The organism is Salinicola salarius (genome assembly GCF_003206135.1).
Taxonomy (GTDB): Bacteria; Pseudomonadota; Gammaproteobacteria; order Pseudomonadales; family Halomonadaceae; genus Salinicola; species Salinicola salarius.
Genome location: NZ_PZJT01000016.1, coordinates 19,851 through 40,060, shown reverse-complemented (window position 1 = coordinate 40,060; position 20,210 = coordinate 19,851). Strand labels below are relative to the sequence as shown.

Here is a 20,210-nt window from a genome sequence, read left to right as displayed (position 1 = left end):
GTCGTGGTGCACGTGTCATCGGATACGTCGCGCTGCGATCCTTGCAATCGCTTCGCCCTTTGAGTCGTTTTTTTTGTTTGGATCGTTCTTTTTGTTTGATCATTCCTTTGGTTTGAATCGTTCTTTATCGGAGAGACAACCATGCAGAGCGTGACGCGAGGCGGCGTACCCGTCGAGGTGGGAGGCGACTTTCCGGTCGTCGGCGAGACGGCGCCTGCCTTTACCCTGACCAATGGCGAGCTGGAAGACGTGTCGCTGTCGGATTTTGCCGGCCGCCGCAAAGTGCTCAACATCATTCCCAGCGTCGACACCAGAACCTGTGCGATGTCCACGCGCAAGTTCAACGAATATGCCAGCGGGCTCGACAACACGGCGGTGCTGATCGTGTCGGCGGATCTGCCGTTTGCCCAGAGCCGTTTCTGCGGCGCCGAAGGGCTGGATCGGGTGATCACGCTCTCCTGCTTCCGCCATCCGGAGTTCCGGGAGCGCTACGGTGTCGCCTTGCAGAGCGGCGTGATGGCGGGGCTCTGTGCCCGGGCCGTCATCGTGATCGACGAGCAGGACAAGGTCGTGCATGCCGAGCTGGTCAGCGAGATCAAGAACGAGCCGAATTACGACGCGGCGCTCGAGGCGCTCAAGGCGTAGCGAATTCCCCGCTTCAGGCGGGAGTCGGTGAGTCGGGGCGGATGACGTCTGGCGCAGGTGGTCTACACTGATCCCCATCCCATCCACCGCGATGGCCGATGACGTCGAAACGTCATAGCAAACCAGAAGGAGTTGACGATGACGATCAAGAAATCCGGATCTGCCGAATGGAAAGGCAGCCTGAAGAAAGGCAAGGGTGTCGTCTCCACCGAGAGCGGCGCACTCAAGGAGAGCCCATACGGCTTCAATACCCGTTTCGAGGGTCAGCCCGGCACCAACCCGGAGGAGCTGATCGCTTCCGCTCATGCCAGCTGCTTCTCGATGGCGCTGTCCATGATGCTGGGCGAAGAGGGCATCGAGCCGGACAGCATCAAGACCGATGCCACCGTGATCATGGAGCAGGACGACAGCGGCTTCACCATTACCGAAGTCCAGCTCAAGACCGTCGCCAAGATTCCGGGTGCCGACCAGGCGACGTTTGATAGCGCCGCCCAGAAGGCCAAGGAAGGCTGCCCGATTTCCAAGCTTCTAAATGCCAAGATTTCGCTGGATGCCAAACTGGAAAGTTGAGCATCGGGCGATAGCGAAAAGCCGGCTCGCGAGGCCGGCTTTTTTGTGTCAATTGGAAAAATCGACGCTTTCGACGATACCTCAGAAGGGCTTGTCTCTTGACAACGCCGCACTGACGGAACTTTTAAAGTCTGGTAATGTCATGGCCCCTTCATGCGGCGGACGGCATCCTCTGTCGAGCATCCGTGACGCAAGTTGGCTACTGGACACACGCACGTTTCAACGCCTCAGAAAAAAGAACACGGCTATGGCTAACGCACTTCAATACGATGCGGCTCCGTCGCGTCCGCTGTCACGCGGTGACATCAAGATCCTGTCGCTGTCCGCCCTGGGCGGCGCGCTGGAGTTCTACGACTTCATCATCTTCGTCTATTTCGCCACGGTGATCGGCCACCTGTTCTTTCCGCCCGACATGCCGGAGTGGCTGCGGATGATCCAGACCTACGGCATTTTCGCGGCGGGTTATCTGGCGCGCCCGCTGGGCGGCATCATCATGGCGCACTTCGGCGACCTGCTGGGTCGCAAGCGGATGTTCACGCTGTCGATCTTTCTGATGTCGGTGCCGACACTGTTGATCGGCTGCCTGCCGACCTACGAAACCATCGGTTACCTGGCGCCGCTGCTGCTGGTGTTGATGCGTATCCTGCAGGGCGCGGCGGTGGGCGGTGAAGTCCCGGGTGCCTGGGTCTTCGTCACCGAGCACGTCTCGCGCAAGGATGTCGGTCTCGCCTGCGGCACGCTGGCCTCCGGGCTGGTGGCCGGCATTCTGATCGGCTCGATCATCTCGGCGTTTCTGAAGTCGTACTATACCCCCGAGGAGATGACTGCCTACGGCTGGCGCGTGCCGTTTCTGATCGGCGGCGTATTCGGCTTTCTGGCCGTCTATCTGCGCCGCTATCTGGAAGAGACGCCGGTATTCGCCGAGATGCGTGCCAAGAAAGCGCTGTCCGAAGGGCTGCCGGTCAAGCGGGTGCTCAGCCGTCATCTGGACAGCGTGGTGCTGTCGATGGCGGTGACCTGGATCCTCACCGGGGCGGTCGTCGTGGTCGTGCTGATGACGCCGAGCCTGCTGCAGACGCTTTACGGCATCGATGCCTCGCTGGCCAACGTGTGGGCGATCGTCTGCGTGATCATCGGCTGCGTGGTCTCGGGCTGGTGCTGCGATCGTATCGGTAGCGGCATCACCATCATTCTGTGGAGCCTGCTGCTGGGGATCACCTACTGGATCATGATGCACACGGTGCCGTCCCATCCCGACCAGCTGATGCTGCTCTACTGCCTGGCCGGTTTCGGCGTGGGGATCGTCGGCGTCGTGCCCACCGTTGCCGTCAAGTCGTTTCCGGCCGCGGTGCGCTTTTCCGGGCTGTCGTTCTCCTATAACGTCGCCTACGCCATCTTCGGCGGCTTCACGCCCGTCGTCGTCTCGACGCTGATGGCCAGTCATCCCGCCGCGCCGGCGTACTATATCGCCGCGCTGGCGGTCCTCGGCGTGGTGATCGGCATCTTCCTGCTGCGGGCGCCGAGTGGCCAGCGTCTGGCGGTGATGCAGCACTGAAACGGCGTCTCGAGGTCCGTGCCACGCCGACGCGCGGGGCCCGGGCCTCGGCCGCTTCGTCCGGAATGACCGTGACGGCGCCCTGGGCGTCATCCTCCTGGAACACCGATATGGCTCACGATCCCACCACGACCTCGTCGCGCCCGCTCTCCCGCAACGATGTCCGAACGCTCTCGCTGTCGGCCCTCGGCGGCGCGCTGGAATTCTACGACTTCATCATCTTCGTCTATTTCGCCACGGTCATCGGCCAGCTCTTCTTTCCACCCGACATGCCGGAGTGGCTGCGCCAGATCCAGACCTTCGGCATCTTTGCCGCCGGCTATCTGGTCAGGCCGCTGGGCGGCATCGTCATGGCGCACTTCGGCGACCTGCTGGGCCGCAAGCGGATGTTCACGCTGTCGATCCTGCTGATGGCGCTGCCGACGCTGGCGATCGGCTGCCTGCCGACCTACCACGCCATCGGCTACCTGGCGCCGCTGGTGCTGGTGCTGCTGCGCATGCTGCAGGGCGCGGCGGTGGGCGGCGAGGTGCCCGGCGCCTGGGTGTTCGTCACCGAGCACGTCCAGCGTCGCCACGTCGGCCTTGCCTGCGGCACGCTGTCGGCGGGACTGGCGGCCGGCATCCTGATCGGCTCGCTGGTAGCGGCGATCATGAAGTCCCACTTCTCGCCGGCGGAGCTGGCCGACGGCGCCTGGCGGATCCCGTTCCTGCTCGGTGGCATCTTCGGGCTGGTGGCGGTCTATCTGCGCCGCTGGCTGAGCGAAACCCCGGTCTTCGCCGAAATGCGCGAGCGCCGTGCGCTGGCGGCGGAACTGCCGGTCAAGGCGGTGCTTCGCGATCACCTGGGCGGCGTGCTGCTGGCCATGGCGGTGAGCTGGATCCTGACCGCGGCGATCGTCGTGGTGATGTTGATGACGCCGCCGCTGCTGGCGGCGCAGTACGCCGGGCTGGATGCCTCGCTGGCCAACGTGGTGGCGATCCTGTGCCTGATCGTGGGCTGCGTGATCGCCGGCTGGTGCGCCGACCGGTTCGGCAGCGGCGCGACGCTGGTGGGATGGAGCGCGCTGCTGGGGGCGAGCTACTGGTTGATGATGAGTGTCGTCGGTCAGCGTCCCGAGCAACTGATGCCGCTCTATGCGCTGGCCGGCTTCGCGGTGGGAATTACCGGCGCCATTCCGGCGATCGCGGTCAAGGCCTTTCCGGCCGCGGTTCGCTTCAGCGGGCTCTCGTTCTCCTACAACGTCGCCTACGCGATCTTCGGCGGCTTCACGCCGATCATCGTCACCACGCTGATGCGCTGGTATCCGATGTCGCCGGCGATCTACGTCGCTGCGCTGTCGGTCATGGGCGTCATCATTGGCCTGTTCCTGCTGCGCTCGCCGGCAGGGCGGCGGCTGGCCGTGATGCCCTCCTGAACGTCGGCATCGTGGCCGGTGTTCCGCGTGCCGGGGCGCATACGACAAATCGCACAATGACAAGACGAAAAGGGGTGTGGCGTGGACGTCTCCCTCGAGCAGAAGACACTCAAGCTATCCATCGCCACGACGCTGGTCGTGGCGGGGCTCGGCGTCGGATTCGGGTTGCTGTCGGGATCGCATTCGATCCTGTTCGACGGCGTCTTTTCGTCGATCGATGCGGCGATGTCGCTACTGGCGCTGCTGGTATCGAAACTGGTCGCCCGTGAATCGACGCGACGCTTCCAGTTGGGGTACTGGCATTTCGAGCCGATGGCGGCGGCGCTCAACGGCGCAATCCTGCTGCTGCTGTGCTTCTACGCCTTCCTCAATGCGCTCAGCACGCTGCTTCAGGGCGGCAACCCGCTGGCAGTCGACATGGCGATCGGCTACTCGCTGATCGTCTGCGTGATCTGCTACGTGATGGTATTCGTCGAACGTCGGCTCAATCGTCAGGCCCGGTCCGACTTCGTGAAGATCGACATCCAGAACTGGCTGATGGCGGCACTGATCACCAGCGCCCTGCTGGTGGCGTTTGCGGCGGCACTGGTGATGCAGGGGACGGCTCTCGCGCCCTGGATACCCTACGTGGATTCGACGCTGCTGGTGGTGCTGACGCTTGGCTTCATGCCGGTGCCGGCAGGCATCGTGTATCGCGCCATGCGGGAGGTACTGATGATGGCGCCATCGCGGCTCGACCGCGAGGTTCGCGAGGCGATGGCGCCAGTCATGCAGCGGCCGGGGCTGGAGCGCTTCGAGAGCTATGTCGCCAAGACCGGACGGGTGCACAACATCGAGATCCACATTGTTACCACACCGGATTTCGCCAGCGGTAGCGGGATCGCCGAACTCGACCGGATCCGGGAAGAGATCGCCGAAGGGCTCTCCATTCCCGCCGAACAGCGCTGGTTCACCGTCTCCTTCACGGCGGATCCGCGCTGGCTTTGACCTCGCTGACTGTGGCCTCGCTGGCCTCGACGTCGCTGATTTTGACTTCGCTGGCTGTGGCCTCTCCGGATTCAGCCTCGCGGTGCCTCGCGGCTTCTACCAGCGCTCGGATCAGTCGCTGCTGGGAACGGCTGAAGAGCAGGAATTCCGGGTGCCACTGCACGCCGATGAGAAACGGGTGGCTTTCGCTCTCGATCGCCTGCACGAGGTCGTCGCGGTCCTGGGCGACCACCTTGAGGCCGTCCCCGGGGCGATCCACCGCCTGATGATGCAGGCTGTTCACGTGGCAGTAGCGGCGATTGAGAATGTCGGCCAGCTGGCTGAACGGTTCGATCTCGATTCGCTTGCGGGGCAGCACCGTGCGCCGGTTCTTGATGTGGCTATAAGTCGTCTGGATGTCTTCGATCAGGCTGCCGCCGCAGTGGATGTTGATCATCTGGGCGCCACGGCAGATACCCAGGATCGGCACGCGGGTCGGCAGGTAGTCGGCCAGCAGGTCGAGCTCGAGCTCGTCGCGGGCGGGGTCGACGCGGACATTCAACTGAACCTCGCCCCCGTAGCGTTGGGCACCGATATCGTCGCCGCCACCGATGATCAGGCCATCCACCGCCTGCCGTAGCGGGCGCGCCGGAGAGATCCGCACCGGCCTGCCGCCGGCGCGCCACACCGAGATCCAGTCGCACCACCAGGCCAGAAGGCTCTTGTGATCCGAGGTGGTGATGCCGATCAGCGGACGGCTTTTGTCGTTTCCCAGGGCTATCGCCGCGTGTTTCGGTGAAGCCATCAATGACGCATCCAGTGACGCAGGGAATCGAGCCAGCGGCTCAGGGTCGGCTGGGCGAGATGCTCGCGATAGGCTGCGCTGCGCTCCGCCAGGCGATCCGGATCGGCGGCAAGACGTTCGACCTCCGCCCAGCGGTTCCACTCCACGCTCACGCCCCATTCCGGGTCGGAAAGCGCGGCGTTGGGCAGGCGGTAGTGATAGGTCGGCCGTGGCTTGACCAGCGTTTCCCGTAGCAGCGCGTTGGGATGATCCGGCATCAGCCAGGCGAACAGCGGCAGCAGGTCCAGCTCCCGGTTGCGGGTCGGGTTGGCGACCAGGTAGTCGTCGATCAGAGCCTGCAGGGTGGGGCAGTAGTCCGGTGCCAGTATCTTGCGGGTGTAGTCGCTGTGAAACGGCCGCGTATGGGGCAGCATGTCCCGGGTCACGTCGACGACGATCTCGTCGCGCAGCCAGTCGGCCAGGATCAGGTAGGCTCGCAGATAGGCCAGTATGCTCTCCACCTCGGGAGAAGGGATTTCCGGATTGAGATGGAGGCCGAAGCCGTAGAGCAGGCTGGCATCGGTGCCTTCCGCGCCGTGGCGGCGCAGCGCCGCGAACAGCTCGTCCAGGCGCGCCAGCTCGTCCCAGGGAATCGGCGGGCAGACGATCTCCGTCGGCACCAGGCCGGCGACCATATCGCCCAGCCATTCGCGGGTACGGCTGTGCACGCTGGCGCGCAGGTGCTCGCCGAAACCCGGCGGCTGACCATCAGTGGTACGAGCGCGATCGAGCAGCTGTTCGTCCGGGTGGACATACTTGCTGTCCAGCTCGATGTGGAACGTGCCCCATGGTGTTCCGGTGACCTGCAGTCGATGCGCGCTGTGCTGTTCGACACGACCACCGAAGGTCATTTCGACCAGACGCGCCGCCTGGATCGGCCCGATGCCGGCGAACTCGAGCTCGACGCCGACCCGGCGCGGTTGGCCGTCGGTGTTGGTGGCGTGCGGTGGAGCGGTGAGAGGCAAAATGGGCTCCTTGCCGATCGCTGTCGTGGTGATGGCTGTCGCCTCGATGGCTCGAGTCCGGGTATGGGGCGAATGCGCGCCGGAAGCGGGTAAAGCGGCGTTGGCAGAGCGAGAAGTCATTGCTCCTAGCCTAGCAGTCCTGACGCAGGATGACAGTCGACGATCAACCCCAGTGCGCCAGGATGACGCCACCCAGAATCAGGCCGCCGGCCAGCAAGCGTTCGCGGTGCAACGGCTCCTTCAGCCAGACGATACCGATGGCAATGGCGAACAGCACGCTGGTTTCCCGCAGCGCCGCCACCAGCGCGATCGGCGCCTGGGTCATGGCCCAGATCGTGATGCCGTAGGCACCGATGGAGAGGGCGCCGCCGAGCAGGCCGACCCGCCAGTAGCGGGTCAGCTCGGGCAGGGCGCGGACGCCACGCATGGCGACCAGCGCCAGCAGCATGCCGAAGCCATCGAACAAAAACAGCCAGACCACGTAACCGATCGCATCGCCGTTGGCGCGGGCACCGCTGCCGTCGGCCAGCGTATAGCCGGCGATGAAGACGGAGGTCGTCAGCGCGTTGATCAGCGAGGCGCGCTCCAGCCGCGGCCCCTTGCCGCCGCGAAAAGCCATGCACAGAATGCCGAGCACCAGCACCGCGATACCCAGATAGCCGATCCATGACGGATGTTCGCTGAGCGCGAAGACGCTGATCAGCGTGACCAGCAGGGGCGCGCAACCGCGAGCAATCGGGTAGATCTGGCCGAGATCACCGACCCGATAGGCGCGGGCCAGGAACACGTTGTAGCCGATATGCAAAAGCGTCGATACGGCCAGCCACGGCCAGGCGGCCGGCTGAGGCAGTGGCACGAAGGCCACGCCGGCGAGCGCGATCACGGCGCAGGCGGCCTGGATCAGCGAGATGCTCAGCAGTCGGTCCAGGCCGACCTTGACCAGAGCGTTCCAGCTGGCATGCATCAGAGCACCGGCCAGCACGGCGAGGAAGACGGGTGTCGTCAATGGAAGTCCTTTGCCACGGATATTGTTATTAGTCACTGCGGAGGTCGTCATGGCTACCGTGAACGTTGCCATTGGCTGCCACGGAGGCAGTGATGGCGGCGACGACATGGTTGACACGAGAACGTCACATCTTGCCACAGGCACCGGGTGATCGTCGTCCCGCACCACGGTAGGATGGCGTCTTTGTCGAAGCCTCATCGACCCTCGATCCAAGAACCCGGGAGAGCGGATGTTCAGCGTCCTGCATGCCAATCACCTCGAAGACCTGCACGATCTGGCACTGGCGTTGATCAAGCGCCACCGGTTGCCGCCGCTGACCCCGGAAACCTTCCTGGTGCAGTCCAACGGCATGGCCCAATGGCTGCGCCTCTCGCTGGCCGAGGCCGACGGCATCGCCGCCTCGGTGGATTTCCCGCTGCCGTCGAGCTTCGTCTGGCGTGCCTATCGTGCGGTGCTCGAACAGGCCGGAGAAGACGGCGAAAGCCGGCCGATTCCGCTGCATTCGCCGTTCGACAAGCGCCCGCTGGCATGGCGCATCCTGCGGCTGCTGGAAGGCGAGATCGCCAGCGACCCGGTCACCTTCGCGCCGCTCGCCCACTACCTGAGCGCCGGGCTGGAAACTGCCGCGGCGGGCCGGTCGCACGACGACGAGAGCGTCGAATCGTCTGCGGCGATGGAGGAGAGCGCACAGCGCCGGGCCGTCGAACAGGCCGAGCGCAAGCGCTGGCAACTGGCAGTCCGCCTGGCGGATCTGTTCGATCAGTACCTCAACTACCGCCCCGACTGGCTGGCCGCCTGGGAAGCGGGGGAGGACGCCCCGGCCGATCTGCCCGCCGACCAGCGCTGGCAGCCGGCGTTATGGCGAGCGCTCATCGCCGATGCCGACCCGGCCGAGCGGGCGTTTCACCGCGCCAGCCTGCACGGGCGATTCCTGCGCGCCGCCAGACAGCTGGAGAGCTGCCCGCCAGGATTGCCGCCCCGGCTCTTCGTGTTCGGCATCTCGGCGCTGCCGTCCCAGACGCTGGAGGCGCTGCACGCGCTTTCCGGCGTCATCGACGTCTTCCTGATGATCGCCAATCCGTGTCGACATTACTGGGGCGATATCGTCTCCGATCGGGAAGCGATCAAGCGCGCCGGACGGCTTTCCGCCGAGGCGGTGGCGAGACAGCAGTCCCGCCATCCGGAAGCGCCGTGGCTCGAGACGCTGGACGAGGAAGCGCTGCACCTTCAGGCCAATCCGCTGTTGGCTGCCTGGGGCGCGCAAGGGCGGGATTTCATCGTCGGCCTCTACGAGTTCGAAAGTCAGGACGGCGGCTTCGACGTCGAGACCGACCTGTTCCGCGATCCGGCGACGGTCGATGAGGCGCATCCCGAACGGGCGCCACTGCTCAACCAGCTGCAGCAGGACATTCTCGATCTCAGACATCCCGGAGAACGAACCCGGGAAAGCGGCAAACGGCTGATCGCCCCGGACGACGCCTCGCTGTCACTCATCAGCGTGCACTCGCCACTGCGCGAGGTGGAGGTACTGCACGATCGGCTGCTGGCGGCGTTCGAGGAGGCCAGCAGCCAGGGTACGCCGCTGCGGCCCCGGGACATTCTGGTGATGGTGCCGGAGATCGACGTCTACGCGCCCTACATCGAGGCGGTCTTCGGTCAATTGCCGCCGAACGATCCCCGCCATATTCCGTTCACCATCGCCGATCAGGTCGCCAGTGAAGCGCATCCGATGATGGTGCTGATCCTGTCGCTGCTGGAGCTTCCCGAACGGCGGCTGGGCGTGAGCGAGCTGCTCGATGCGCTGGACGTTCCGGCGTTTCGGGCGCGCTTCGCCATCGAGGAAGCGGAGCTGCCACGCCTTCGCCAGTGGCTGGCGGAGAGTGGCGTGCGCTGGGGGCTGTCCGGCGCGCACCGCCGATCGCTCGGCTTTCCCGCGCTGCATGAAAACAGCTGGGCGTTCGGGCTCGAGCGCATGCTGCTGGGGTATTCTACCGGCCCATTACCGCCGGGACGATCTACCGGCCCGCTGCCGCCGGGACGATCTACCGGCCCGCTACCCGACAGCACCGCGTGGCAGTTCGACGAGATCGTGCCCTACGACGAGGTGGGCGGGCTGGAAGCGGATCTGGCCGGGCGGCTGGCCGAGCTGATACGCGTGATGGCTGCCCAGTGCGAGGCATTGAATAGCGCCGCCACGCCGGAGGACTGGCTGGCGCGCTTGCGGCAGCTGATCGACACGCTGTTCTCCCCCACCGCGCTGGACGAGCATGACGTGCTGGCGCGGGTGGATCAGGCGCTGGGCCGCTGGCAGCAGAGTTGCGAGCTGGCCGCCTTTACCCAGCCGATCGGCCTCGCCGTGGTGCGCGACGCGCTCAGGGCGGAGCTCGACGAGGGTGGCCTGGCCCAGCGTTTTCTGGCCGGCAAGGTCAACTTCGCCACGCTGATGCCGATGCGCGCCATTCCGTTCCGGCAGGTCTACCTGTTGGGGATGAACGACGGCGCCTATCCCCGCACGCGCCAACCGCAGGACTTCGACCTGATGGCGCAGCGTCCGCGTCCGGGGGACCGTTCCCGCCGCGACGACGACCGCTACCTGCTGCTCGAGGCGCTGCTCTCCGCCCGCGAACGGCTGACGTTCTCCTGGGTCGGCTTCGATCAGCGCGACAACACCCCACGACCGCCCTCGGTGCTGATCGGCGAGCTGCTCGACACGCTGGAGCAGGGCTGGCGGCCGGACCCGGGCGACGCTTCGATACAGGACGACGAAGCGGCGCTGGCGGCGAGACTGATCGAGGCGCATCCGTTGCAGCCGTTCTCGCGGCGCTATTTCCACGCCGACGATCCGCGTTACACCTTCGATACCAGCTGGGAGCCGCTGCATCTGCTGGCTGAGAATCCGGACGCCGAGACGGCGCAGCCTGCGGCGCCGGATGCCGTGCCCGCGCCAGCGGAAGCGCTCGGGCTTGCCGATCTGCAGCGGCTGTTGCGCCGGCCTTGGAGCGTCTACCTTGGCCGCCTGGGCGTGCGCTTCCAGGATCCCGACGTGCCCGACGAGGACAGCGAGCCGTTCATTCTCGATGCCCTCGAGGATCACACGCTCAAGCGCGAGCTGCTGGATGCCGGCCGTCGCCACGAGCCGCTGGCGCAGGTCGCCGACCGGCTGCGTCTGGCAGGGCGGCTGCCGGCGGCGGGTTTCGGCCGGGCGACGATCGAGCCGCCGCTCAGGCGCCTGCAGACCCAACTGGAGAGCTGGCATCGCCGGGTCGACGGCGCCGAAGCGCTGACGCCGCCCATGCTGCGGTTCGCGATCGACGCGACGACTGACTGTCCCGCGCTGGCGCTGGAGGCCCGGGTCGACGGTCTTTATCTCGATACACGCAATGACCACAACAAAAGCGATGACGGCGACAGAAACGATGACGGCGGGAAGGCAGGCAGTCTTGGCCTGGTGACGCTGGAGACCAGCCACTTCGGCCATTTCAAGCCCGATGGTAAGGGCTCGGGAGACGGCCCGTGGAAGAAGCTCGGAAAGCCGCATCGACTCTACGCGGGTTACGTTCGTTGGCTGCTGGTCAACGCCAGCGGAGAGTCACCCTGCCGGTGGACGGCGATTTTCGAGGATCGCTGGCTGGAGTTCCCGGCGCTGGAGAGGGCACAAGCGCGGGCGAGTCTCGGCCACTGGCTTCGCACCTGGTGGCGCGCCTGGTGCGCGCCGCTGCCCGCCAGCGATGCGCTGGTCAAGACGCTTTGGAGCCTGGCCGATCGCGAGGCGCTCGGCGGGCTGGCGGCGGGGGAATCGCTCGATCCCGGCTGGCGCGACCGGCTGGCGGAAGCGTACGACGAGGGCGGCTTCGGCATGCCGTCGCTGGTTCAGCGCGAAGGCGGTCTCGGCCAGCTGTGGCCGGATTTCGAGGCGTTCGAGGCGGCCGGCGGCGTTCGCGAGAGCGTGGCCCACTATCAACCGATACTGGAGATCCTGTTGCGAGCGTCCCAGCAGACCCATTCCCATTTCCATTCCCAGGCGGTGGCAACGCCAGCGTCATCGAAGCCGTTATCGAAACCCTCGTCGACCCGATCTCGAGGGGGAGCGAGCGAATGAGCGGTATCACGAATGAAAACCGGGAACAAACCGTCCCGCTCGAGCTCGTCGGCCTGCCGTTGATCGGCCATCATCTGATCGAGGCCAGCGCCGGCACCGGCAAGACCTTCACCCTGGCCGCGCTCTACGTGCGGTTGGTGCTGGGGCCGCTGCCCGGCCGCGAGACGGTGGATTTCCCCCGGCCGTTGACGCCGCCCGAGATCCTGGTCGTGACCTTCACCGAAGCCGCCACCGCCGAGCTGCGCGGGCGCATTCGGGCGCGTCTCAAGCAGGCCCGCGACTGGCTGCTGGCAAGCGCCGAGGATCGCCACGATCCGGTACTGGCCGAACTGCTGGAGCCGCTGGCCACGGCGGGCGAGACGGCCTGCCGCAGCGGCGCCCGGCGGCTGGACCAGGCGGCGCGGCTGATGGACGAGGCGGCGATCTTCACCATTCACGGCTTCTGCCAGCGCATGCTGACCCGCCACGCCTTCGATGCCGGCGCACGCTTCTCCGCCGAGCTGCTGCAGGATGGTCAGGCGCTGCTGGCTCGGGCGGTGGAGGATTACTGGCGGTGCGAGTTCTATCCGCTCGACGAGCGCTGGCAGCGCCAGATCCGTTCGCAGTGGAGCGGGCCGGAAGCGCTGGCGGCCGCGTTGCGGCCATTGTTGAAGGATGGCGAACCCCAGCCGCTGTGGGTCGCCGGCGAGGCGGTAAAAGCGCCGGACTCCCTGACCGCGCTGTTCGCCGAGCTGGAAAGCGGGCTGCACGAACGGGAGTCCATCGAAGCGGCGCTGGCGGCGGCCTGGGATCGCGATGCCATCGGCGCCTTGATGGCCGAGGCATTCCACGATGGCGTGCTCAACAAGAGCCGGTTCAAGCCCGACGAGCTGGCCGATCGGCTGGCGGCGTTCGAAAGCTGGCTGGCCCGGGGCGAGTTCGAGGCCGCCGAGGAGATCACCGACAGCAGCGGGCGCTTCTGGCTGAGTCAGGAGAAGCTCGCGGGGGCGTTGCTGAAGAGCGCGGCCCAGAAAGGGCTGACAGCGCCAACGCACCCGTTCTTTGCCCATCTCGATCGCCTCGCCGCCCACGGCCGGCCCTTCGACGCGGTCGCCCGACAGGTGCTGGCCCACGCCCGCGACCGCATCGCGGTGAGCTTCGCTGCCGACAAGCGCCGCCAGGGGCTGTGGGAGTTCTCGGACCTGCTTAACGATCTCGATGCCGCCCTGGCACGGCCGGCCCCGTCATCGGACGGGCCAGCGGGCATAGTGGCTACAGAGAGCGAAACGAGAGCCGACGACAGCGCGGCGCTGCGGCTGGCGGCGCGCATCCGCCACGAGCTGCCGGTGGCGCTGATCGACGAATTTCAGGATACCGATCCGGTCCAGTATCGGATCTTCTCGAACATCTACCGTGCGCCGGAGAGCGATCCGGCCACGACAGCGCTTTTAATGATCGGCGACCCCAAGCAGGCGATCTACGCCTTTCGCGGGGCCGATATCCATACCTACCTGCGCGCGCGCCGGGCGACGCCGAGTCGCTTCACGCTGATGCGCAATTTCCGCTCGACCCAGGCCATGGTCGAGGCCACCAATGCGCTGTTCCGGGGTCATCCGCAACCCTTCGGCAGCGACGAGATTCCGTTCGTCGCCGTCGAGTCGAACCCCAAGTCGACGCGGCTGGTCGACCGGGGCGGCCAGCCGGTAGCGGCGCTGGGCGTCTGGTGGCCGGATACCGAGCGCCATTCCCGCGGTGAATACCAGAACGTGATGGCGGCGGCGACGCGGGCGGAGGTGCAGCGGCTGCTGGAAGGCGCATGGCGGTTCGAGGGGGCGAAGGGCGAGCGCCCGGTGCAGCCCGCCGACATTGCCATTCTGGTCCGCCATGGCGGCGAGGCGCTCAAGGTTCGCGCGGCGCTCGCCGAAGGCGGTATCCGCAGCGTCTACCTGAGCGAGCGCTCGAGCGTGTTCGATACGCCCCAGGCGTTCGAGCTGCTGCAGCTGTTCGAAGCCGTGGCCCAGCCGCGTCAGGACGCCAGGCTCAAGGCGGCGCTGGCGACCAAGCTCCTCAACGACTCGCCGCAGGCGCTGGAGCCGCTGCTGGCCGACGAACTGGCGTGGGAGCGCGAGGTCGAGCGCTTCAGCGACTACCACCGCCAGTGGCAGCGGCGCGGCGTGCTGCCCATGCTACGCACCGTCATGCGGGACTTCCGTATCGCCGAGCGGCTTGCCCAGCGTACCGACGGCGAGCGGGCGCTGACCGATCTGCTGCATCTCGGCGAACTGGCGCAGAACGCCCAGCAGCGGCTCGACGGTGAGCAGGCGCTGCTGCGCTGGTGGCATCGCGCGTTGCAGGAAGGCGTCGAGACGCTGGACAGCCAGGCGCTCAGCCAGCGTCTGGAGAGTGACGAGGATCTGGTCCGGGTGATCACGGTGCACAAGTCCAAGGGACTCGAATATCCCATCGTGCTGCTGCCGTTCATCTGCTCGCACCGCCCGGCGGAGCCGGACCGCCAGACCGGGCTGCTGGCGTTGAAGTCGCCGGAGGGCGAAGGCAGCGTGATGGTGGCGTCGCCGGACGACGCCCAGCAGCGCGAGGCCGATCTGGCCCGTCTCGACGAGGATGTAAGGCTGCTCTATGTCGCCCTGACCCGCGCCGCCTACGCCTGCCGATTGGGCGTGGCGCATGTCGGCCGCGGTCGTGGCAAGAGCGGCTGCCTGCACGAGACGGCGCTGGGGCGGCTGCTGGGCAGCGACAAGGAAGACGACGGCGCGGCGCTGCTGGGACGGTTGAAAGAAGGCCAGCAAGCCGGGTGGCTGGCGATCGAGCCCCCGCCCGAGGCGCCGGTTCACCGGCTGCGAATCGATGCGTTCGCACCGCAGACCAAGCCGGCACGCGTCTTTCGGGGGCAGATCGATGACGACTGGTGGATCGCCTCCTATACCTCGCTGATTGCCGACGCGCGCCGGGCCCTGGGCGATACCGACCGGGGAGAGGAGGCGTGGCACCGCGACACGAACGGCGAAGGCGGCGGAGAGGATGCGGCGGCAGCCAGCGAGGATTTGCCGGCGACGCTGGACATCGAGGTCAGCCGCGAGCGCGATCCAGTACCGCGGCCCAGCATCCGTTCGCTGCTCGACTTCCCGCGAGGCCCGCGGCCGGGCACCTTCCTGCACGGCTTGCTGGAAAGGCTCGATTTCGATCGCCTGGAAGACCCGGCCTACGCCGTGGCGTTGCGCCGCGATATCGAACGGCGCCTGGCGATGAGCGGCTTCGACGCCGATTGGACGTCGCTGCTGCACGCCTGGCTGCTCGAACGGCTGCGGCTGCCGCTGATGCATGTCGATGGTCACCCGGTGCGTCTCGACCGGCTCGAGGCGTGGCGTACCGAGCTGGAATTCTGGCTGCCGGCCTCGGATGCGTGGAGCGAACCGCTGGACCGGCTCGTCACCCGGCTCGAACCGCTGCCCGGACTGCGGCCCCGGCTGGCGCCGCGCAAGCTCAACGGCATGCTCAAGGGGTATATCGACCTGACCTTCGAGGCGGGCGGGCGCTGGTACGTGCTCGACTGGAAGTCCAACCATCTGGGCGACGACCCGGCGGATTATCAGGGCGAACGGCTGGCTGCGGCGATGGTGGATCACCGTTACGACCTGCAGTACGTGCTCTATGTGCTGGCGCTGCATCGCCTGCTCAAGTCGCGGCTGGAGGATTATGACTACGATCGGCATGTGGGCGGTGCCTGTTACGTCTTTCTTCGGGGGCTTTCTGAGGTCGCGCCCGGAGACGCGCCAGCGCCTTCAACCTCGCTCGCTGCGGCGACGGCGAACGGCGTGTTCCATCGCCGCCCCGACCGTGCGCTGATCGAGGCGCTGGATGCCTGGCTCGAAGGGGACGCCGAGCCGGCGAGAGCCTTGTTGCGTCAGTCCAGGGAGACTCATTCATGAACCGCCGACCCTCGTCGCAGAAATCCGATCAACGATCGGACCCGCATTCCCGCGAAGCGGATCAGTTCACCCTGGCGCTCGATGTCGACGAGCCGGCGCTGACGCGAGAGGCGCTGTTCGAGGCGCTGGCGCTGTGGGTGGAGCTCGGCTGGCTGCGCCAGCTCGACCGCCACTTCGCGATCTTTCTCGCCGAGCGCGATCCGGGCGACGATCCGTTGCTGTGGCTGGCAGCCGCGCTCGCCAGCCACCAGGTGGGGCGCGGTCACGTCTGCCTGTCGCTATCCCGCGTGCTGGAGGCGCCGCGTTCCGCGCTGTCGTTGCCGCCGCTGGAGGAGGGGAACGACGCCGCGCAGGCCGTGGTGCTGCCGGAATCCCTGCTCGAGGGCGTCACGCCACAGCGGTGGGCGGCGGTGCTGGCGGCGTCCTCCATCGTCGCGCTGGCCGGGGAGGCCTCGGGGCTCGCCACGCCGCTGGTGCTCGATGGCGAACGACTCTATCTGCGCCGCTACTGGCAGGCCGAGAGCGGCGTCGCGGCGCACCTGCGTCAGCGCCTGGGCCAGCCGCTGGCCGTCGCCGACGAACTGGCGGAGCAGCTGGCGGCACTGTTCGCCGGCAACCAGCGCGAGGGAGACGACCCTGACTGGCAGCGCGTGGCGTGCGCACTGGCGCTGCGCCAGCGGTTGACGATCATCTCCGGCGGCCCCGGCACCGGCAAGACCACTACCGTGACGCGACTGCTGGCGCTGCTGCAGCAGCAGTCGCTGGCGCGGGACGGCGAGGCGCTGCGTATCCGGCTGGCGGCACCCACCGGCAAGGCGGCAGCCCGCTTGTCCGAGTCGATCGCCGGGGCGGTGGGTCGCCTGGAGGTCCCGGCGACCGTGCGCGACGCGATTCCGCAGGAGGCGCAGACGCTTCACCGGCTGCTGGGGGCGCGTCCGGACACGCGCCATTTTCGCCATCACGCCGAGGCGCCGTTGAGCCTGGATCTGCTGGTGGTGGACGAGGCCTCGATGGTCGACCTGGAGATGATGGCGGCGCTGCTCGAGGCGATGCCGGCGGACGCCCGACTGATTCTGCTCGGTGACAAGGACCAGCTGGCCTCGGTGGAGGCGGGCTCGGTCCTGGGGGATCTGTGCGCGGGAGCCGGCGTCGGTGACGGCGTGGGATATTCCGAGCCCCTGCGTGACTATCTGCAGGCGGTGGCCGGCGAGCCGCTGCCCGCCGCCACCCAGACCAATCCGCTGGCGGACCATGTCGCCATGCTGCGCAAGAGCTTTCGATTCCGGGCGGACAGCGGCATCGGGGCGCTCGCCAGAGCCGCCAATGCCGGCGATGGCCGCGGCTTCGTCCAGGCGCTGAAAGGCGGCTTCGAGGACCTGGCGACGCTGGATATCGACGCCACGGCGTTCGAGCGGGCGATAGTGGCGGGTTACCGGGAACTGTTCGAGGCGCTGCGGGCCGGGGCTTCGCCGTCAGCGATCCTCGCGCTGCAGAGCCGCTTTCAGGTGCTGTGCGCGCTGCGACGCGGGCCGTGGGGCGTCGAAGGGTTAAACGAGCGGATTGCGCGGGCATTGTGGCAGCAGGGCTGGATCTCGCGCACCGATGGCTGGTTCGCCGGACGTCCGGTGATGGTGACGCACAACGACCCGCAACTGGGGCTCTACAATGGCGACCTGGGGCTGACGCTGCCCGACGAGGGTGGGCGGCTGCGGGTCTGTTTCCCGCAGGGCGACGGCGTGCGTCAGGTGCTGCCTTCGCGGCTCGATGCGGCGGCGACCGCCTTCGCCATGACCGTCCACAAGTCCCAGGGTTCGGAATTCGAGCATGTGCTGTTCGCGCTGCCGGCGCGAGCCAACCCCATCGTCACGCGGGAGTTGATCTACACCGGTATCACCCGAGCGCGCTCACGGCTGACGTTGGCTCTGGCCCAGCCTCAGTCCCGCGGCGGCAGCGACGAGCGGATGCTGCGCGACGCCGTGGCGCGACGGGTGGTCAGGGACAGTGCCATCGCGGAGCGGTTGCTGAAGACCTCGGCGGCATCCACCGCAACCGATTTGTCAGGGAGGGAAGCATGAGTCTTCATCAGTGGCAGGAGCTGACCAGCACCGAGCTTGCCGGGCTGGTCGACGAGACGACGGTGGCGGTGTTGCCGCTGGCGGCGATCGAACAGCACGGCGCGCATCTGCCGCTTTCGACCGATCTGGATATCGGGCTGGGGCTGCTCGACGTGGCAGCGGGGCAGCTCGAGCCGGCCCGGGGCGTGATCGCGCTGCCACCGCTGGCGCTGGGCTCGAGTCTGGAACATACCGATTTTGCGGGAACGCTGAGCCTGATGCCGGAGACGACGATGGCCGTGATCGAGGCGCTGGGCGAGGCGGTGCATCGCGCCGGCATCCGGCGCCTGGTGCTGTTCAACAGCCATGGCGGGAACAAGGCGGTCATCGATCTGGCGGCACTCAAGCTGCGTGCCGCCCATGGCATGCTGGCGGTCAAGGCCAACTACTTTCGCTTCGCGCCCCCGGAGCAGGCGCTTCCCGCCGAGGAGCTGCGCCATGGCTTGCATGGCGGCGCGCTGGAAACGTCGATGATGCTGCACCTCGCGCCGCACAAGGTTCGTGTCGATCATCTGGCGGATGCCGTATCGCAGGGCCGGCTTCAAGAACAAGCCGGCTCCACGCTAGGCCCTGAAGGTGATGCCGGCTACGCCTGGATGGCCCAGGATCTGCACCCGAGCGGCGTCACCGGCAATGCGACGCTGGCCGATGCCGATACCGGGCGACGACTGGTCGAGCATTTCGGTGCCCGCCTGGCGCGGGTGATCGAGGAAGCGGGGCGCTTCGATTTGACCACGCTGCGAGGTCGAGATCCGGGCGACGCCTGAAGATCGGCGTCGTCCGGACGTCGGTCTTCGTCCGACGTAGGTCTTCGTCCGACGTAGGTCTTCGTCCGAGGCGCCTGTCAGCGGGCCATGGGGCGCTTGAGCGGCGTCACCGGCCCGCTTTCGCCCTCGTTGAGCACCTCTTCCAGCCAGTGGCCGGCGCGCTTGGCCTTGGCGTCCAGGTAGCGACGGTTCTGCTTGGTCAGCTTGCCGTAGACGCCGCGACGGTTGACGACCTCGACGCCGCCCTGGTCCATGGCGGCGATCTTCTCCGGATTGTTGGTCAACAGCTCGATGCGGGTGATGTCGAGCTGTTCCAGCATCTCCAGCGCGACGCCGTAGGTGCGCTCGTCTTCGCCGAATCCGAGTACCTGGTCGGCGTCCACCGTATCCAGCCCGCCGTCCTGCAATGTATAGGCGCGCAGCTTGTTGGCCAGGCCGATACCGCGTCCTTCCTGGGCGAGATAGAGCAGCACGCCGCCGCCGCGTTCGTCGATGGTGCGCACGCTCTCGCGGAGCTGTTCGCCGCAGTCACAGCGCAGGCTGCCGAAGAGATCGCCGGTCAGACAGGCGGAGTGCAGCCGCACCGGCACGGCATCGTTCCACGCATCGGGATCGCCGATGACGATGGCGATGTGCTCGCGCATGCCGTCGGCCTCCCGGAACATCACGAATCTGGCGCGTTCGGCGTGGGATAGCGGGATTTCCGCGTCGCTGGTGCGTTTGAGGAAATGCGATCGCGTCTCAGAATAGACAGCGATCTGCTCGGCGGCGACGGCCAGCACGGTGCCTTCGGCGACGAGGGCTTCTACCTGGGCGCGCTTGCCATCGCTGACGCTGGCGACGATCGCGGCGGGGATGAGCAGGCCGATGCGCATCAGGTCCAGCGCCGCCACGCTGCCGTCGTTGGCGTTCAGCGGCTGGCTCCCCGGCGAGAAGCGCTGCTCCTCGGCGCTGGCCCAGGCAATGATCTCTTCCGCCCGGTCGGCGGGACCGATCGGCACTAGCCCGACCCTGGGCTCGAAGTCGATGCCCAACCGCGAGAGCCGATGCCGGGTCAGCGCCAGCGCGGGCTGATTGCCGCTGAAGGCGTGCAGTGCTGCCAGGGCTTCGTCGTCGCAGCCCTCGAGCGGGTGAACCATCACGTCGCCATGGCTGGCGCGTACGAGAACCGGAAGGCCGCGTCGCAGATCGAAAATCGCGCGTTCTACCTGTCGCATGCTCGTCTCCTTATCCTGTCATCCATGATCCGCCTCTGCATGATCGAGAGCCGTGATCGTCATCCGTGATCAAAGGTGCGTGTCGTTGGCGGCCAGGGTGTTCATCATCGAACCGCCTCCG

The 20,210-nt window shown here is 66.9% G+C and carries 13 protein-coding genes; 9 read left to right on the top strand and 4 right to left on the bottom strand.

Annotation, left to right across the window (positions count from 1 at the left end):
* Window positions 1-141 precede the first annotated feature (141 nt).
* The 5 genes from tpx to DOM32_RS14490 all read left to right on the top strand — a co-directional run bounded on the left by tpx (window position 142) and on the right by DOM32_RS14490 (window position 5,172).
* Window positions 142-645, top strand: a complete 504-nt coding sequence (gene tpx, locus DOM32_RS14510) for a thiol peroxidase (RefSeq protein ID WP_071232940.1) — start codon at window positions 142-144, stop codon at window positions 643-645.
* Window positions 646-783: 138 nt separating this feature from the next.
* Complete coding sequence (locus tag DOM32_RS14505) at window positions 784-1,215, top strand: OsmC family protein (protein ID WP_110635654.1); 432 nt, start codon at window positions 784-786, stop codon at window positions 1,213-1,215.
* A 247-nt stretch (window positions 1,216-1,462) separates the two neighbouring features.
* Window positions 1,463-2,770, top strand: a complete 1,308-nt coding sequence (locus DOM32_RS14500) for an MFS transporter (RefSeq protein ID WP_110635652.1) — start codon at window positions 1,463-1,465, stop codon at window positions 2,768-2,770.
* Between the two features lie 110 nt (window positions 2,771-2,880).
* A complete protein-coding gene (locus tag DOM32_RS14495) occupies window positions 2,881-4,185 on the top strand; it encodes an MFS transporter (protein WP_110635649.1) in 1,305 nt (434 codons plus the stop codon).
* A gap of 81 nt (window positions 4,186-4,266) precedes the next feature.
* The gene (locus DOM32_RS14490) at window positions 4,267-5,172 is read left to right on the top strand and encodes a cation diffusion facilitator family transporter (RefSeq protein WP_110635646.1); all 906 of its coding nucleotides are present in this window, start codon (window positions 4,267-4,269) and stop codon (window positions 5,170-5,172) included.
* On the opposite strand, the gene DOM32_RS14485 is transcribed toward DOM32_RS14490, so the two are convergent.
* The 3 genes from DOM32_RS14485 to DOM32_RS14475 form a co-directional block, all read right to left on the bottom strand.
* A complete protein-coding gene (locus DOM32_RS14485) occupies window positions 5,147-5,956 on the bottom strand; it encodes a gamma-glutamyl-gamma-aminobutyrate hydrolase family protein (RefSeq protein WP_071231324.1) in 810 nt (269 codons plus the stop codon). The two genes, DOM32_RS14490 and DOM32_RS14485, sit on opposite strands and share 26 nt — an antisense overlap.
* The gene (locus DOM32_RS14480) at window positions 5,956-6,960 is read right to left on the bottom strand and encodes an amidoligase family protein (RefSeq protein WP_087718011.1); all 1,005 of its coding nucleotides are present in this window, start codon (window positions 6,958-6,960) and stop codon (window positions 5,956-5,958) included. The genes DOM32_RS14485 and DOM32_RS14480 overlap by 1 nt, the downstream gene beginning before the upstream one ends.
* A gap of 163 nt (window positions 6,961-7,123) precedes the next feature.
* Window positions 7,124-7,966, bottom strand: coding sequence for an EamA family transporter (locus tag DOM32_RS14475; RefSeq protein ID WP_110635643.1), 843 nt, complete (start codon window positions 7,964-7,966; stop codon window positions 7,124-7,126).
* A gap of 229 nt (window positions 7,967-8,195) precedes the next feature.
* Here DOM32_RS14475 and recC point away from each other — a divergent pair, with 229 nt between their 5' ends.
* From recC to DOM32_RS14455, 4 genes are read left to right on the top strand one after another with little or no spacing between them, the layout of a single operon-like run.
* A complete protein-coding gene (gene recC / locus DOM32_RS14470; RefSeq protein ID WP_110635639.1) occupies window positions 8,196-12,065 on the top strand; it encodes an exodeoxyribonuclease V subunit gamma in 3,870 nt (1,289 codons plus the stop codon).
* Entirely contained in the window at window positions 12,062-15,991 is a 3,930-nt protein-coding gene (recB, locus tag DOM32_RS14465) for an exodeoxyribonuclease V subunit beta (protein WP_110635636.1), read from the top strand. Before recC ends, recB begins: the two co-directional genes overlap by 4 nt.
* Window positions 15,988-18,066, top strand: a complete 2,079-nt coding sequence (gene recD / locus DOM32_RS14460) for an exodeoxyribonuclease V subunit alpha (protein WP_110635633.1) — start codon at window positions 15,988-15,990, stop codon at window positions 18,064-18,066. The genes recB and recD overlap by 4 nt, the downstream gene beginning before the upstream one ends.
* Entirely contained in the window at window positions 18,063-18,872 is an 810-nt protein-coding gene (locus DOM32_RS14455) for a creatininase family protein (RefSeq protein ID WP_110635630.1), read from the top strand. Before recD ends, DOM32_RS14455 begins: the two co-directional genes overlap by 4 nt.
* Before the next feature lie 77 nt (window positions 18,873-18,949).
* Here DOM32_RS14455 and ribA read toward each other — a convergent pair whose 3' ends face one another.
* Window positions 18,950-20,089, bottom strand: coding sequence for a GTP cyclohydrolase II RibA (ribA, locus tag DOM32_RS14450; protein ID WP_110635627.1), 1,140 nt, complete (start codon window positions 20,087-20,089; stop codon window positions 18,950-18,952).
* Window positions 20,090-20,210: the final 121 nt, after the last annotated feature.

Excerpts from the sequence above, each read along its gene's own strand:
- ribA (WP_110635627.1), bottom strand. The coding sequence starts at position 20,089 with ATGCGACAGGTAGAACGCGCGATTTTCGATCTGCGACGCGGCCTTCCG.
- recC (WP_110635639.1), top strand. The coding sequence starts at position 8,196 with ATGTTCAGCGTCCTGCATGCCAATCACCTCGAAGACCTGCACGATCTG.
- recB (WP_110635636.1), top strand. The coding sequence starts at position 12,062 with ATGAGCGGTATCACGAATGAAAACCGGGAACAAACCGTCCCGCTCGAG.
- tpx (WP_071232940.1), top strand. The coding sequence starts at position 142 with ATGCAGAGCGTGACGCGAGGCGGCGTACCCGTCGAGGTGGGAGGCGAC.
- DOM32_RS14500 (WP_110635652.1), top strand. The coding sequence starts at position 1,463 with ATGGCTAACGCACTTCAATACGATGCGGCTCCGTCGCGTCCGCTGTCA.
- DOM32_RS14495 (WP_110635649.1), top strand. The coding sequence starts at position 2,881 with ATGGCTCACGATCCCACCACGACCTCGTCGCGCCCGCTCTCCCGCAAC.
- DOM32_RS14455 (WP_110635630.1), top strand. The coding sequence starts at position 18,063 with ATGAGTCTTCATCAGTGGCAGGAGCTGACCAGCACCGAGCTTGCCGGG.
- recD (WP_110635633.1), top strand. The coding sequence starts at position 15,988 with ATGAACCGCCGACCCTCGTCGCAGAAATCCGATCAACGATCGGACCCG.
- DOM32_RS14485 (WP_071231324.1), bottom strand. The coding sequence starts at position 5,956 with ATGGCTTCACCGAAACACGCGGCGATAGCCCTGGGAAACGACAAAAGC.
- DOM32_RS14505 (WP_110635654.1), top strand. The coding sequence starts at position 784 with ATGACGATCAAGAAATCCGGATCTGCCGAATGGAAAGGCAGCCTGAAG.